Raw genomic sequence first — 14,892 nt, forward strand, 5'->3', positions numbered from 1 at the left:
GTTTCCGAGGCAATCTTTATCGTGTTGCCCTTTGAGGTCCATCTGTCCGATGTCAGAGCTAGCGCTTAACGGTGGGCCGAGAGCGGCCGAACCGTTGCAGATTCCGGAATGGCCACAGATAACCGACACGTGCAGGGAGTACGTCAACGACGCGCTCGAAAGCGGGAACTGGTGCCGAAACGGCGGCGGAACGTACTGCGACCGGTTGGAAGCCGAATTCGCGGACTATCACGACGCCGAACACGCCATCGCGGTGAGCAACGGAACCATCGCCATCGAGTTGGCCCTCCGCGCGTGCGGCGTCCAACCCGGCGACGAAGTAATCGTTCCGTCCTACTCGTTCATCGCCAGCGCGAGCGCGGTTCCCTACGTCGGTGCCGTCCCGCGGTTCGTCGATACGGACCCGGAGACGTACAACATCGACCCCGAGTCGCTGGAGGATGTAATCACCGACCGGACGGTCGGCGTCGTCGGCGTTCACTTCGCCGGCTATCCCATGGATTTCGACGAAATCCTCCCGATAATCGAGGACAACGACCTCTTCCTGATAGAGGACGCGGCACACGCACAGGGAAGCGAATGGAAGGGACGGAAGGTCGGTGCCATCGGTGACGTGGGCACCTTCTCCTTCCAAGAGAGCAAGTCCCTGCCGAGCGGCGAGGGCGGTATCGTCGTCACCGACGACGACGTCATCGCCGACCGCATCCGCTTGATGCACAACATCGGTCGCTTGCAGGGCGAGACGCGGTACCACCACCGAACCCTCTCCTCGAACGGTCGCCTCTCGGAGATGGCGGCGGCGCTCGCGCTCGCCCAACTCGAAACGCTCCCCGAGGAAAACGAGAGACGGGAGCGAAACGAGGCGATACTGCGGGAGGAACTCGACTCCATCGACGGCATCACCACCAAGCCGCGGGACGAGCGAATCACGGCACGGGGATACTGCCTGTTCAACTTCCGATACGACGAGGACGCCTTCGACGGGGTGAGCCGTGACGCGTTCATCGAGGCGATGAACACGGAGGGCGTCCCCGTGGGCGACGGCTACGAGATGCCGATTTACCGACAACCGGCGTTCTACCGCGAACAGGTTCGGGCGCTGTTGCCCCGGGATACCGTGCTCCCGAACTACCGGACGCTCCACCTCCCCGGCGCGGAGCGCCTCTGCCGGGAGAACGTCGCCTTCTCGCACACGGTCCTCCTCGCCGACGAGGCGGGAATCCGCTCCATCGCCGACGCGATTCGCAAGATACAGGCAAACACCGACGAACTGCGCTCGTGGGATTGATTTCTCGATGACGTTCCGTGCCGGAAGCGCGACTCGCGATATCACGCCCGATTCGCCGGTCCCGATGAGCGGCTACGGGGCCAGAGACGGTCTCTCGACCGGAGTTCACGACCCGCTGTCGGCGAAGGCGTTGGTTCTGTCCGACGGCGCGACGACGGTCGGCATCGTTTGCGTCGACCTCCTCAACGTCTCCCGCGAACTCTCGATTCGCGTTCGGAGACGAGTGTCCGCCGCCGGAATCGACCTCGACGAACTCGTCCTGACCGCGACCCACACCCACGCCGGACCCTACGTCCCAGCGCCGGTCATCGACCGCGACCCGCTGCTTTCGGTCGAAGCGGACGTTTCGGAAACCGTCCGGAAAATCGAGAACGGCATCGTCGGGAGCGTGACGGACGCCCACGGCGCACTCGAACCCGCCACCATGTCCGTCGGGTGCGCGGAAAACACGGACGTACCGGTCAACCGCCGCGCCGCCGGTGGTGTCGGTGGGAACGTTCGGATGCCACACGGTCCCGTCGACCCGACGGTCACGGCGCTCGTGGTGACGACCGAATCGGGAACCGAGACGGTCCTGTTCAACTTCGCCTGCCATCCCGTCTGCACGACACCGGGAGAGACGCTTCTCTCCGCGGATTGGCCGGGCTACGCCTGCGCCCACGTCGCCGCGAAGACGGGGGCCGAACGGGTGCTGTTCGTCAACGGTGCGGCGGGCGACATCAACCCGCGAGACTCGTCCGAACCACGAGAGGGCGAGGTGGTGTACTCGTACATGGAGGAGGTCGGTGCCTCGGTCGGAGAAGATGTCATTCGCGCACGCGCGAGAGCAGGGAAGTCGGACGCCATCGTCACCCCGCAACTCCTCGCCGACCGTCGGGAACTCCGCCTCCCGCTGAAGTCGGTCCCGCCGCGCGAGGAAATCGAGGTGCGATTAGCCGACCTCGAAGCCGAAATCGACCGACTCGAAGCCGACGGGAACGACGACGCCATCACGAGTCGGCGGTGGAACCAGCGATACGTCCAGTCGTTGCTCGCCATCGCCGACTGGGATGCGAAACGGCTCCCGGCGAGCGTGGGATACGTCGAAGTCGGTCCGGTCGGAATTCTGGGGATTCCGGGGGAGATACTCCTCGAACACGGCCGCCGATTCGCCGCGTGCGCGACGGCCGAAACGCTCGTGTTGGCCGGATACGCGGACGGCTACGTCGGCTACGTGCCGACGCTCGCCGAGTTGGAGAACATCGGGTACGAAGTTCGGATGGCGAAAATCGCGCCGGAAGCGATACTCGAATTCCGCGACGCGGGATTCGATTTGGTTTCCTGACTAGTTTATCCACTCGTCTTCCATGGTCTCCGGCGCGACGGTCTGTAGTTCGTCGTTTTTCACGAACCCTTCCGGCCGCCCCCGGAGCTGTTCGACCATCCGTCCACGCCACTCCTCGACTACCGACTCGTCGTCCGGGTCGGCGCTCAAATCGACCGTCTCGCCGGGGTCCGTCGTGAGGTCGAAGAGCAGTTCGTCGCCCGTCACGGGATAGTAGATATACTTCATCCCCTCGTCCACGATGTACTGGTTCGCGTTTTCCACGTCGTAGGTTCCGGGCGTGTGTTCGCCGTGGTACCACTCCCGCCAGTCGGTTCGGTCCGGGTTCTCCACGAGTTCGAGCAGGTTGCGGCCCTCGACCGAATCGGGGACGTCCGCACCCGCCACCGACAACAGGGTAGGCATGATGTCCTCTAATCCGGTCGGCCGGCCGATGACCTGTTCGCGGTCGGCATCCATCGACTCGTGAAACTTCATCAGCATCGGCACGCGGGCCGACCCCTCGTAGCCGTACGATTTCCGCCAGAGGTAGTGGTCGCCCAGCATCTCGCCGTGGTCGGCGCACATGAGGATGAACGTGTCCTCGAGTTCGTCCCGAATCCGCAGTTTGTCGAGGACGCGTTTTATCTGCTGGTCGATGTGGGTGATGAGGCCGTAGTATCCCGCTCGCGCCCTGTGTTCGATGGTGGGAGAGAGGTCGGCGACCCACGCTTGGGCCATCGGATACGTCGGAATCTTCTCGCCGTAGAACTCGTCAGCCCAGTCGCCCCGATACGGACCGGGAATGTCGCGGTCGGCGTACATGTCCCAGTACGGTTGTGGTGGGTCGAACGGCGTGTGCGGACGGACGTAGGAGAGGTTGAGGAAGAACGGACGGGTCGGGTCGCGTTCGTCCAGGAAGTCGAGGGCGCGGTTCGTCGTCCAGTTCGTCGGGTGGTAGTGTTCGGGAAGGTGCCACGGGCGGGGGTCCCACGAGTTTCGTCCCAATCCGTGGGACGTCTCGTCGAACTTCCCGTCGCTCTCGCGTTCCATCCACTTCGTGTAGTCGTCGTCGGGGAAGTCGAACAACCCCTCGTGTTGTTCGATGTCCTGAAAGCCACAGTGGTTGCGGTTCGGGATGGAGTGGAGTTTCCCGGTGAGTTTCGTCTGATACCCTGCCTTCGACAGTTCGCCGGGCAGCGTCGTCTCGAACGTCCACGGGGTCGTCTTCCACCCGGGACAGCCGTTTCCGTATGCCGTTTGACCCGTGAGGAGGCTTCGACGCGCCGGGATGGACGACGGCGACGGGGAGTAGTTGCGCGTGAACATCGCGCCGTCGCCGATGAAACTGTCGAGGTTCGGGGTATGAATCAGCGGTCTGCCATCACCGTCGACCGGACTCGCGGGATCGGCACCGATGGAGTCGCCTCGGTGCTGGTCGGTCATGATGAACAGTATGTTCGGTCGATTGACCATGAGGACACTGTGCACGGCGCGGATAAATAGATGTAGGCGTGAGAGGGTCGAACGGCGTCACGTGGAAGGGTTAGAACTTATCGAGCGTCGACCAGAACCAGTCCGGGCGGGCGACCCGACTCGCCAGTTCACCCGTCGAATCGACTCTCCCTCCGTCGAGTGAACACCCGTCGTGGAGGCGGACCATGGGGGCCTCGCCGGTGGCCTCGAGCATCGTTTCCTCGGAGCGCGACACACCGGCGTCGTTGAGCGAGTCAGAGAGGACGCCGAGCGGTGGTTCCCACACGATGCGTCCCTGCTCGCGCTCGGAGAGCGCGTTCCAACAGTCGACACGGAACCGTTCCTCGTCCGCGCCGAGATACCCGGTTTCGTGACAGACGGCGGCCCCTTCGGTCACGGAGTATGCGAGGTAGCCGCGGACCTCGCCGCCCTCCTCGTAGAGCAGAACGTCGTCTCGGTCCACCAGTTCGTGGAATATCCATCCGTTCCAGAGCGCGGACGGGCGGGCGAACGTCCCGTCCCGTTGGCCGAACGACCGACGGTACAGGTCCACGAGTTCGGAGAGACAGTCCTCGTTGAACGGAATCCACGTCGCGTCTGCGTCGGAGCGTGACGGAAGGGTCGGCGGGTCGGTGGCGACGCGTTTCGTGGACGGAAGCCGTCGCCACCCGAGGTGCGAGTAGAATCCCGGGTCGCCGATGAGGAACGAAACCGGTACGCCGCGTTCGACGAGAAAGGAAACGGCCGACCGCAGAAGCGTACTGGCGTGGCCTTCCCCACGGTATTCCGGAATCGTCATCACGTTGCCGATGGCCCCCGCGTGTTCGAGCCGTCCACCGAGGAAACACTGGCGCTGGTAGATTTGGAGCGAACTGGCGATTTCGCCGTCGACCAGCAACAGCAAGGTGTTTTCGAGGGGCAACGACGGGGCGCCAATCGTGCGCCGTCGGAAGAGTTCGAACGTCTCGTCGGGGAACGCGCGTCCGGCACGGGCGGCGGTTTCCTCCACTTCGTCCCAGCCGCTCGCCGAACGAATTTCCACTGGCTCGGTCATTGGGATACGTGGGAAACCACACCATTTAGCCCTTCGTACTGGTCGAACGACACGAAGGAGAAACCAATCTTTAGGACCATTCCATGCCTGTGTGTGTCATGGGTACCCGTACCCGGATTCACGACCGTTTGGAATCGAACGACGCCGCCCTCGGCGCGCGCGCGACCGCCATCTCGCCGACGTTGGTCGAAGTGTATGGACAGTTGGGGTTCGATTTCGTGTGGGTCGACCTCGAACACACCGGCCCGAGCGCGGACGACGCGGCGGCGCTCGAACACCTCGTGCGCGCCGCCGACCTCGCCGAAACCGAGTTACTCGTCCGTATCCCTGGACGGGAGCCACACACCGTCCGCAAGGTCCTCGACGCGGGCGTTCGAACCGTCCTCGTCCCGCGGGTCGAAACGGCAGGGGAGGTCCGCGCCGTCGTCCGAGCGGGGCGGTTCGCGTACGACGGCGGGCCGGGCGACCGCGGCGCGGCGGCCGGGTATTCGTCCCGGTGGGGGAACCCGCCGGACGGGTATCCGACGCGGGAGGACGAGACCGTCCGTATCGGCGTCATGCTGGAAAACGAAACTGCTGTCGAAAACGTGGACGACATCCTCGCGGTGCCGGACCTCGGCTTCGTCTTCGTCGGGCCGAGCGATCTGTCCATTTCGCTCGGCCACCCGTTCGAGACGACCCACCCGACCGTACTTGACGCGATAGAGACGGTTCGAGCGGCCGCGATCGGCGAAAACGTCCCACTGGGCGGCATCAGAAACGGGGTCAAAGAGGCGCGGAATGCTATCGAAGACGGCTATCGGATACTCCGAATCGGCGACGAGGTTTCCGCGGTGCGGTCGGTGTTAGGACCGCGATTGGACGAAATCAGGACGGACGACTGAGCGTCGTTCGGACGACTCCTCGATGACCGAGCGTCGTTCGAATAGCGACCGGACGACGGACCAGCATTCGAACGCACCCACGACCGACCGTCATTCGAGCAGCGACCGGACGTTTTCGCTCCGCACCAAGTCGGTCTCCGCTTCGTCCAGGGGGAGATGTTCGACGTAGTTGTAATAGGAGTCGAAAATCCTGAGCGGGAGTTTCGGCCCCACGACGAGATGGTCCGGCCCGACCGTTGCCGCGACTTCGGCCACTTGATGGGTGAAGTAGAGGAAGAGGTCGTCGATGGTGAACAGCGTCCGACCGGTTCGAACCGCGTTCTTCAATCGAACGCCCTCCTTTCGTTTCGTGCAGGTTTCGCGGTGGACGCGCTCGACGTTCGACCAGAGGTCGGCGACGATGACGTCGGTCTCGGGACACGACATGAGCAAGTCGATGAGGGCGTCGATGTGGTCCTCCGTGAAATACCTTGACCCGCCGTCTTCGTACCCGCGTAACAGGACTCGCGGATGACGGCCGCGCTGGTCTTCGAGGACGGCGGTGATGATGACGGGGACGTCCAGTTCGGCACAGCGGTCCAACAGCGCCTTCGTCTCCGGGTCGTCGAGGTCGTAGTCGTGGTAGTTCGGCAGTAGTTTCACGGCGCGCATACCGAAGTCGTTCACACATTCGTCCAAGTCCTGTCGCCAAGCGGTGTAGTCGGGGTTGATGGTCGCGACGGGAATCAGTCGGTCCTCGTAGCCACGAAGTGACGCCGCGAGTTCGCGGTTTCCCTCGTGGCAGTTGCGGTAGAGGACGCTTTCGAACGAGGAGACGAGCGACTGGTCCACCCCTTTTCGGTCCATCAGCGAGACGAGGTCGTCGGGCGAGGAATCGAGGGAGCGGAACGGCCAGTGGCCGACGCAGGAGTTCACGGTGACGATGGTCTCCTCGCGCGGTTGGGCGCGTTCTTCGAACCGGATTTTAGCCTGCTCCCGACGCTCTGCCAGTTCTTCCTCGTCGTATTTGTTGGGGACGGAATCGGGCAGGAGGTTCTCCATGTTGTACGCGATGGTCGCCTTCTCCTCGGGGGTCAAATCGATACCGTCGATTTTCCCGACGCCGGGGAGGAGCCACGTGTCGGTCCCGTGGACGAGGCGGTCGACGCCGACGTACTCGGCGGCCATCTCTATCATGTCCGTCTCGCAGTTGCTGCCCGAGATATCGAGGATGACGTTGTCCTGATGTTCGACGTTCTTGATTCGGTACTCCGCGTCACCGCCGGCGACGATGTGGGCGGAGATGAGTTTCAGGTCGGGATACCGCTGTGCGAGCGCCATCACGTCCTCGGTGTGCGCCTCGCTCTCGTCCCAGTTTTCCTTGTCCACGTCGAGGCGTTGCATCACGTGGGCGATGATGGGAACGTCCATGTCCACCGCGGCCTCGGCGAGCGGGAAGAACGCCGGGTCGGAAATCGAGGTGGTCGTCGGCATGAAGTGGTGTTTCAGTCCCAGGAGGCCGTCCTCCTCGACTGCCCGGCGAAACTCCCGTACCGCCTCCTCGCCGAGTTCGGGGTCCACCCGCGCCCATCCGTAGAACAGGTCTGGATACTCCTCGACGTACTTTGCGACGATTCGGTTGGACTCGTAACACTCCTCGATAGTCGTCCCGACGTTCCCTATCAGACATATCTTATCCACGCCGAGCGCGTCCATCTCGCCGCGTATCTGTTCCGCTCGTTCCGCTCGTTTCTCCGGCGTAGACTCGTCCTGCGTCCACAGGTGAAAGTGACTGTCTATCATCGACGAACGAATACCCACACCCGGTCGAATTAAACTTTCTGTCGGTGGGTGGGCAGGTAGGAGAAGGCTTATTCGCCGGTCGTGTCATTGCATCCCATGGAATCGGACGCAGTCGTTCGACGAGTGGAACAGCAACGCGACTTTCTGACCGAACTTTCGAGGGACCTGTGGAATCGACCCGAACTCGGGTTAGCGGAACACGAATCGTCCGAGCGACTCCGCGAGGCGCTTCGGGGAGAAGGGTTCGAAGTCACCACAGATATCAGCGAGATGCCGACGGCGTTCGTCGCTCGCTACGGTGACGGCGAACCGACCGTGGGAATCCTCGGGGAGTTCGATGCCCTCCCCGGACTGTCACAGGAGGTGGCCGCGGAGCGAAAACCGATAGAGGAAGGGGAACCGGGGCACGGATGCGGCCACAACCTGTTAGGCGTCGCGGGCGTCGGCGCTGCAATCGCGCTCAAAGACGCCATCGCCGACGGGGAACTCGACGGGTCCGTCGCGTACTACGGCTGTCCGGCGGAGGAGACGCTCGTCGGAAAGGTGTTCATGGCCCGCGAGGGCGTCTTCGACGCCCTCGATGCGGCACTGACGTGGCATCCGGGACGATACAACTCCCCCTTCATGTCGAGTACGCTCTCGCTCAACTCGGTCCGATACGAGTTCAGCGGCGAGTCAGCACACGCCGCGGCGTCCCCCGAATCGGGTCGGAGCGCCCTCGATGCGGTCCAGTTGTGTAACACCGGCGTGGAGTACATGCGCGAACACGTCCCGGACGACGCACGGGTACACTATTCGATAGTCGATGGCGGGGACGCGCCGAACGTCGTTCCCGCGAACGCGACGGTCTGGTACTTCGTCCGCGCTCCGGAGCGGGAGACTGTCGAGGACATCCAGACGTGGCTGGACGACATCGCGGAGTCCGCGGCGACGATGACGCGAACCGACGTGGAGCGCGAGTTCCTCACCGGATGTCACGGCGTCCTCCCGAACGAGACCATCGGCGAGGTCATGTCCGAACGGATGGAGGGACTCGACGCGATTCCGTACACGGACGACGACCACGCGTTCGCCGCCGACCTCAAGGAATCGCTCTCGCGGGAGACGATAGACGGTCAACTCGCTGACCTCCCGTCGGACGTGTTCGAGGAGGTGAATTCACACGCGTTATACACCGAACCCCTCCCCGCGTACGACGCCGGCACGACGCGTTCGGGGTCCACGGATGTCGGCGATGTCAGTCGAATCGTCCCGCTCGGGCAGTTCTGGGCGGCGACGTGGCCCGTCGGAACGAACGCTCACTCGTGGCAGGCAGTCGCCGCCAACGGGAGTTTCGCGTCCAAGGGGATGGTCTACGCCGCGAAAGTCCTCGCGGGAACGGCCGCGGAACTCCTCTCGGACCCCGAAACGCTTCGCGCGGTGCGTGAAGAGTTCGAACGGAACGACGGCGGTGGGTACGAGACGCCGCTCCCGGAGTCGGTATCGTCGCCGTCGGAGCCCTCCGACTGAACGGCGTCCCGTCGGAAACTATAACTCGTTTTCGCGGAATCGGAAACCATGCGAACCGCACGCATCCTCTCGGTCGCACTCGAAGTGCCGACCGACGACGAACTCGGGGAACCGCCGGAAGACAGGGTCGGATACAATTTGAACAACGTTTTGGAAAGCCTCGACAGGGCCGCACGTTGGAACCCGGACTTCGTCAGTTTCCCGGAACAGATGCTCCACCGACGAACCGTCGGCGAGGAGCGAATCGAGGCGGCACAAACGATTCCGGGTCCCGCTATCGACGCCATCGCGGCGAAAGCCGCGGACCTCGGGAGCTACGTCCTGCTTCCGATGACGGAGCGTGACGGCGACGAGTACTACAACTCCGTGGCGTTCATCACCCCGGGCGGGGAGGTCGGTGGCCGCTATCGGAAACTCCGACCGACCGTCGGCGAGATGGGATACGGACTGCGCCCCGGACGGGAGGCGACGGTCTGGGAGACGGAGTTCGGGCGCGTCGGTGCGGCGGTCTGCTTCGACCTCATGTACCCGGAGGTGGGTATCGAGTACGCCCGAAACCGCACCGATCTCCTCTTTTTCTGTAGCCATCTCCGCGGCGAGGAGCGCCTCCGTCACTGGGGGCGCGATTACGGCTACCACATCGTGAAGGCGTTCCCGAGCGCGGCCGAAGTCGTCCGCCCGACCGGAGCGGTCGCCGCTCGGAACGTCGGACTCTGGGAGGGACAGGAACCACTCGCGGAGTTGGAGAGCGGCGGCACGGCGCGTTTCGCGTTCGCCGAACTCAACACCGATTGGAAGACGTTCACGCGAATTCCCACGAACCGCCGAGCGGTGGAAGAGATTCAGGCGCGCCATCCCGACGTCGTTTACCACGATTCGCGGGGGAACGAGACGTTCGCGCTCGAATCCCGGTCGGAGAACGTGACGGTCGCCGACCTCGAATCGGAGTTCGGGATGGTCACGTACCGGGACTACCTCGACTGGACCGGCCGCGCGTGTATCGACGAAGCCCCCGAAGCGCGACTCGGTGCGGAGGAGTTTCCCGAAGTCGAGTGGGAACCGTAACGGGACTGAACCGGATTGGTGGAAAACAGGGATAACGGGACGAAATCATTCGTCCGCGGTTTCCGCGTCGCCGGACTGCTCGGCCCCGTCGAGCGGTGGGCTGTTCCAGTACTCGTGGGTCGTCTCCTCCCGGAAGCAGGCGGCCCGGTGTTCGCCGCTGATGATTTGCGATTCCGGCGACGAGCGTTTGCAGGCCTCGCGGGCCTCGGGACAGCGCGTGTGGAACCGACAACCGGTCGGGGGGTTCACCGGGTCCGGGATGTCGATGTTGCGTAGCGGAACCTCGCCGTCGTCGCCGGGCAACAGGTCGGGCGTCGCCCAGCGCAGCGCCTTCGTGTAGGGGTGACGCGGGTTTTCGAGTATCTGTTCTGCGGGGCCGATTTCTACGAGTTCGCCGAGGTACATGACGCCGATGAGTCCGTCCGACTTCTCGGTCAGGTAGCGGGCGTTCGAGAGGTCGTGGGAGATGAAGACGAACGAGGTGTCGAACTGGTTCTGCAGTTCGAGCAGCAGTTCCATCATCTCGATGCGCAGCGACACGTCCAACGCACTGATCGCCTCGTCGGCGAGGATGAGGTCCGGATTCATCAGGAGCGCACGAATCAACACGACGCGCTGCTTCTCGCCACCGGACAGTTGGTGCGGGTAGCGGTTCGCGTAGTCCTCCGGCGGCGACATGCCGACCCTGTTGAGCATGCCGTAAATGCGTGCCTGCCGGTCCTCGCGCGTGAGTCCCGGTTGCCATTTCTTCAGCGGCGCGCCGAGCGATTTAACGATTTTCTGGTTCGGGTTGAGCGAACTTCCGGGGTCCTGGTGGATTATCTGGAGCGACCGCCGGATGTCCCGGTACGGAATCTCGACGTCGTCTCCACCGTCGCGCGCCTCCCAGATGTCCTGCCCGCGGTACTTCACGCTCCCGCTCGTCGGGCGCTGGAGACCGATGGCCGTCTTCCCGAGCGTCGTCTTCCCACACCCGGACTCGCCGACGAGGGCGACGACTTTCTTCTCCGGGATTTCGAGCGAGACGCCGTTGACGGCGTTGACCACATCGGGTTCCGAGAAGGCACCGAGCAGGCCGTTGTCGCTCTCGAAATCGACCTGCACGTTTTCGAGCGAAATCACGGGGTCGGGGCTCATCGTCCCTCCTCCGCACCCTTGAGTGAAAAGGGAATTTCGTCCGCCGCTTCGTCCCAGTGGAAACAGGCCGCATGGTGGTCGTCATCGACCTGGTGGAAGTCGGGAGACGCCTCTTGGCACAACCCGTCCGCGAGCGGACACCGCGGGTTGTACGAACAGCCGACGGGGGTATCGACCGGGTCGGGAGCCGACCCCGAAATCGGGTTCATGTTGTCGAGCGGCGTCGCCAGATTCGGCGTCGCGTTCAGCAGCGACCGGGTGTACGGGTGGGCGGCGTCCCGGAGTATCGACTCGGTCGGTCCGAACTCGATGAACTCGAAGGCGTACATCACCGCGAGTCGGTCGGCGAGTTCGGCGACCAGCGGCAGGTCGTGGGTGATGAACACCATCGCGATTTCGTACTTCTGCTGTACCTGCTTCAGAAGCCGAAGAATCGACCGTTGCATGAGGAGGTCGAGCGCGGCGGTCGGTTCGTCCATCACGAGCACCTTCGGTTCCAATACCATGCTCAGCGCGATGAGTGTCCGCTGTTGCATGCCGCCCGAAAGTTCGTGCGGGTACGAATCGAGGACGCGTTCGGGGTTGAGATAGAGGTCCGACAGCAGTTCGTGAGCACGGTCCAACCCCTCTTCGACGTCCGTGCTGTGTGCTTTCAGCGTTTCGACGAAGTGCGTCCGAATGTCCATCGTCGGATTGAACGAACTCATCGCACCCTGGAACACCATCGAAATCTCCTCCCACCGCACTTTTCGCAGTTTCCGTTTGCTGAGATTCAGCAGGTCTATCGGATTGTCGGGCGTGGGATAGTACGTTATCTCGCCGCTCAGTTCGCCGGGGGAGACGACGGCGTCGAGGAGCGCCGAGGCGAACATCGACTTGCCGGACCCGCTTTCGCCGACGACACCCAGTATCTCCTCGCGCTCGATGTCGAAGCTCACGTCGTCGAGGACGCGGGATTCGCCCCGCTCCATGTCGAACCTGACGGTCGCGTTTCGTACTTCGAGAATCGGGTCCGAACTCCTGTACACCCTGCTGTCGGTTTCGCTCACTGTCATCGATTGGTCTCCATCGTCGAACCGAGTGGTCATGGCCGACCACCCACCCCCGCCGAAAGGACGGGACACGAATCGGTCGCGGTCGAGACCGCCGCCGGGTCGTGGTCACTGCATCCCGTTCCGAACGGGGGGAATCGGTGGTTGGACTGGGGGTCGAGAACCATGATATAGGTAGAAGGGTAGTGGGACCGTGTTATATCTTTTGGTGTGTGGAGACATACCACTATTTTCTCCGAAGGACCTCACTATAATATGAGATATTCGCTATGACAACCGCCGATTCGGTGTCCCGGTGAACTCGTCCATCTCGCTTTGCTCACGCGTAGGGTGCGTAGTCCGCGAGGAACTCCTCGCTTTCCACGTGCATCTCTTCGAGTTGCGTGTGAGTCGGGGTGATCACCTGATTCGTCCGAAGCGCGGTCTGGACCGCGAGGAGGAGGGACGCGGAGTTCAGGATTCTGGTGTTGGCGTGACGCTCGCCGCGAACCGAGTCGAGGAACGCGTCGAGGAAGTCGCCGTACATCTGCTGATACTCGTCCGCCCCCGAACCGATACGGGCGGTTCGCGTCCGGTCGTGAACGTCGAGAATCCCGAACGCGGGGTTTTCGTTCGGTCCTTCCAGTTGCAGCGTCACGTGCGAGTCGTTCTCGAACTCGATATCGACGACCGACCCGGGGCGGTTCTTCGGGGTCACTCGCGTCCACGTATCCCGCACGAGCATGCCGACCGTGTCCGTCAAGTGAACGCCGTAATAGAAGGGGTCGTTGTACCCCGTGCAGTACACCGTTCGGTTCGGCTGTGCCGTTGGAAACGCCGTGAGACGCGGATGGAAGGGAATAGCGGACCCACCGAAGAGCGGAGTGTCACCGGCCGCGGCGGCGATAGCGTCGATATCCTCATGTCGGCCCGCGATGGGCTTGTCGATGAACGTCGGGACGTCCGCTTCGAGGAAGGGAACGGCGAGCGGCCGGTGTGTGTTCCAGTTCACCGTGAGAACCATCACGGCGTCCACCGTCCCGAGCATACCCGTGGGGTCCCGGTGGCATGTCGCGTCGTACTGTTCGCAGAATTTCCTCACATACTCGTCGTCCCGAACCGCGCCGCCGTCCCAGACGGCGGCGACCGTCGCGTCGTCGCGTTGGTCGATCAACCGCGCAAACGCTTCGGGATGACTCGTGTCTAAGCCTACGAGTCCGATATCTAACATCGATATACAGCATGTACGGCGGTGGGTCTTAATTGTTACTCCGATACTGTCTTCGGACAGATACGTGCCGGACTGGCGGCACCAAGGGTTAACTCCCCCAGGGTCCGTTGCGGTGGTATGACGAACGAAACGGTCGTCTTCGACGGCCCGAAATCCGTCGCGTTCGAGGAGCGACCCTCGCCGGAACCCGGCCCCGAACAAGTGGCTATCGACACCAAACGAACCCTGGTTAGCACCGGCACCGAACTGGCGATTCTCTCCGGCGAAGCGCCGCCCGGGTCGAGGTGGGACGAACTCTCCTCGTACCCCTTCGAACCCGGCTACAACAACATCGGCGTGATCACGGAGACAGGGGAAAACGTCGACGACGACCTCCTCGATACGCGCGTCGCCACGTACAACCCTCACCAGCGACGTGTCGTCGCGGACGTCGAACAGTGCCGATTCATCCCGGATACCGTCTCGGACGAGGAGGCGGTCTTCTTCACCATCGCGGAAATCGTGATGAACGGTATTCGTCGCGGGCGCGTCTCGTGGGGCGAAACGACCGTCGTTTACGGCCTCGGCCTGCTCGGCCAGTTCGCCGCCCGAATCGCCCACTTCGCGGGTGCCCGCCCTGTCGTCGGTATCGACGTCGCCCGGTCTCGACTCGACTTCCTCCCCGACGAATCGGGATTCCTCGGTATCGACTCGACGGCCGAAAACGTGGACGAACGAGTGACGGACCTAACGGACGGCCGCCTCGCGGACGTGGTCGTGGAGATGACCGGGAACCCGGACGTGATTCCGACGGAGTTCGACCTGCTCAGGGAGCAAGGTCGATTCGTCGTGCTGTCCAGTCCCACCGGTCCCTCGACCATCGACCTCCACGAGCGCTGTAACGCGCCAAGTTACGAAATCATCGGCGCTCACAACTCCTCGCACCCACCTCGGGAGACGCCCGGAGCGCCGTGGACGCAGAAGCGCCACGCAGAACTCTACTTCGACCTCGTCGCCGAACGGACCGTCGACCCCGGCCCGCTCGTCAGCCACTCGGAACCAGCGGAGAACGCCCCCGAGCTATACGACCACCTCCTCTCGAACCGCTCGGAAGCGATGGGCGTGGTCCTCGAGTGGTGAGGAAACAACGTTT

General features: G+C 63.3%; 13 protein-coding genes. 6 read left to right on the forward strand and 7 right to left on the reverse strand.

From position 1 onward, the window contains the following. The first annotated feature begins 49 nt into the window (after window positions 1-49). Together AC1XDK_RS16320 and AC1XDK_RS16325 are read left to right on the forward strand one after the other, a co-directional pair. A complete protein-coding gene (locus AC1XDK_RS16320) occupies window positions 50-1,288 on the forward strand; it encodes a DegT/DnrJ/EryC1/StrS family aminotransferase (protein ID WP_483351007.1) in 1,239 nt (412 codons plus the stop codon). Window positions 1,289-1,295: 7 nt separating this feature from the next. Continuing rightward, window positions 1,296-2,612: a neutral/alkaline non-lysosomal ceramidase N-terminal domain-containing protein gene (locus AC1XDK_RS16325; RefSeq protein WP_483351009.1), complete on the forward strand. Its 1,317-nt coding sequence runs from the start codon at window positions 1,296-1,298 to the stop codon at window positions 2,610-2,612. Here the strand turns inward: AC1XDK_RS16325 and AC1XDK_RS16330 are convergent, their stop codons facing one another. Both AC1XDK_RS16330 and AC1XDK_RS16335 read right to left on the reverse strand, forming a co-directional pair. Further along, on the reverse strand, window positions 2,613-4,067 hold the full coding sequence (locus AC1XDK_RS16330; protein WP_483351011.1) for an arylsulfatase: 1,455 nt from the start codon (window positions 4,065-4,067) through the stop codon (window positions 2,613-2,615). A 70-nt stretch (window positions 4,068-4,137) separates the two neighbouring features. Then, window positions 4,138-5,121: a GNAT family N-acetyltransferase gene (locus AC1XDK_RS16335; protein WP_483351012.1), complete on the reverse strand. Its 984-nt coding sequence runs from the start codon at window positions 5,119-5,121 to the stop codon at window positions 4,138-4,140. 98 nt (window positions 5,122-5,219) lie between these two features. On the opposite strand from AC1XDK_RS16335, the gene AC1XDK_RS16340 reads away from it, so the two are divergent. Then, window positions 5,220-6,005 (forward strand): HpcH/HpaI aldolase family protein, encoded by a 786-nt coding sequence (locus AC1XDK_RS16340; RefSeq protein WP_483351014.1) that lies wholly within the window; start codon window positions 5,220-5,222, stop codon window positions 6,003-6,005. Between the two features lie 90 nt (window positions 6,006-6,095). Here the strand turns inward: AC1XDK_RS16340 and AC1XDK_RS16345 are convergent, their stop codons facing one another. Further along, entirely contained in the window at window positions 6,096-7,787 is a 1,692-nt protein-coding gene (locus tag AC1XDK_RS16345) for an amidohydrolase family protein (protein ID WP_483351015.1), read from the reverse strand. Between the two features lie 96 nt (window positions 7,788-7,883). Here AC1XDK_RS16345 and AC1XDK_RS16350 point away from each other — a divergent pair, with 96 nt between their 5' ends. Together AC1XDK_RS16350 and AC1XDK_RS16355 are read left to right on the forward strand one after the other, a co-directional pair. Beyond that, complete coding sequence (locus AC1XDK_RS16350; protein ID WP_483351017.1) at window positions 7,884-9,296, forward strand: amidohydrolase; 1,413 nt, start codon at window positions 7,884-7,886, stop codon at window positions 9,294-9,296. A gap of 48 nt (window positions 9,297-9,344) precedes the next feature. After that, on the forward strand, window positions 9,345-10,361 hold the full coding sequence (locus tag AC1XDK_RS16355) for a carbon-nitrogen hydrolase family protein (protein ID WP_483351019.1): 1,017 nt from the start codon (window positions 9,345-9,347) through the stop codon (window positions 10,359-10,361). Between the two features lie 45 nt (window positions 10,362-10,406). Here the strand turns inward: AC1XDK_RS16355 and AC1XDK_RS16360 are convergent, their stop codons facing one another. From AC1XDK_RS16360 to AC1XDK_RS16375, 4 genes are all read right to left on the reverse strand, one after another. Continuing rightward, window positions 10,407-11,498 carry an ABC transporter ATP-binding protein gene (locus AC1XDK_RS16360; protein ID WP_483351021.1) on the reverse strand — a complete coding sequence of 364 codons (1,092 nt, stop codon included), beginning with the start codon at window positions 11,496-11,498 and terminating at the stop codon, window positions 10,407-10,409. After that, a complete protein-coding gene (locus AC1XDK_RS16365) occupies window positions 11,495-12,586 on the reverse strand; it encodes an ABC transporter ATP-binding protein (protein WP_483351023.1) in 1,092 nt (363 codons plus the stop codon). Before AC1XDK_RS16365 ends, AC1XDK_RS16360 begins: the two co-directional genes overlap by 4 nt. Then, window positions 12,583-12,717, reverse strand: a complete 135-nt coding sequence (locus tag AC1XDK_RS16370) for a hypothetical protein (RefSeq protein WP_483351026.1) — start codon at window positions 12,715-12,717, stop codon at window positions 12,583-12,585. The genes AC1XDK_RS16365 and AC1XDK_RS16370 overlap by 4 nt, the downstream gene beginning before the upstream one ends. A gap of 152 nt (window positions 12,718-12,869) precedes the next feature. Next, window positions 12,870-13,760 carry a Gfo/Idh/MocA family oxidoreductase gene (locus tag AC1XDK_RS16375; protein WP_483351028.1) on the reverse strand — a complete coding sequence of 297 codons (891 nt, stop codon included), beginning with the start codon at window positions 13,758-13,760 and terminating at the stop codon, window positions 12,870-12,872. Between the two features lie 117 nt (window positions 13,761-13,877). Here AC1XDK_RS16375 and AC1XDK_RS16380 point away from each other — a divergent pair, with 117 nt between their 5' ends. Further along, the gene (locus tag AC1XDK_RS16380; protein WP_483351029.1) at window positions 13,878-14,879 is read left to right on the forward strand and encodes a zinc-dependent alcohol dehydrogenase; all 1,002 of its coding nucleotides are present in this window, start codon (window positions 13,878-13,880) and stop codon (window positions 14,877-14,879) included. Window positions 14,880-14,892: the final 13 nt, after the last annotated feature.

It is taken from the genome of Haladaptatus sp. HS23, from assembly GCF_056892285.1.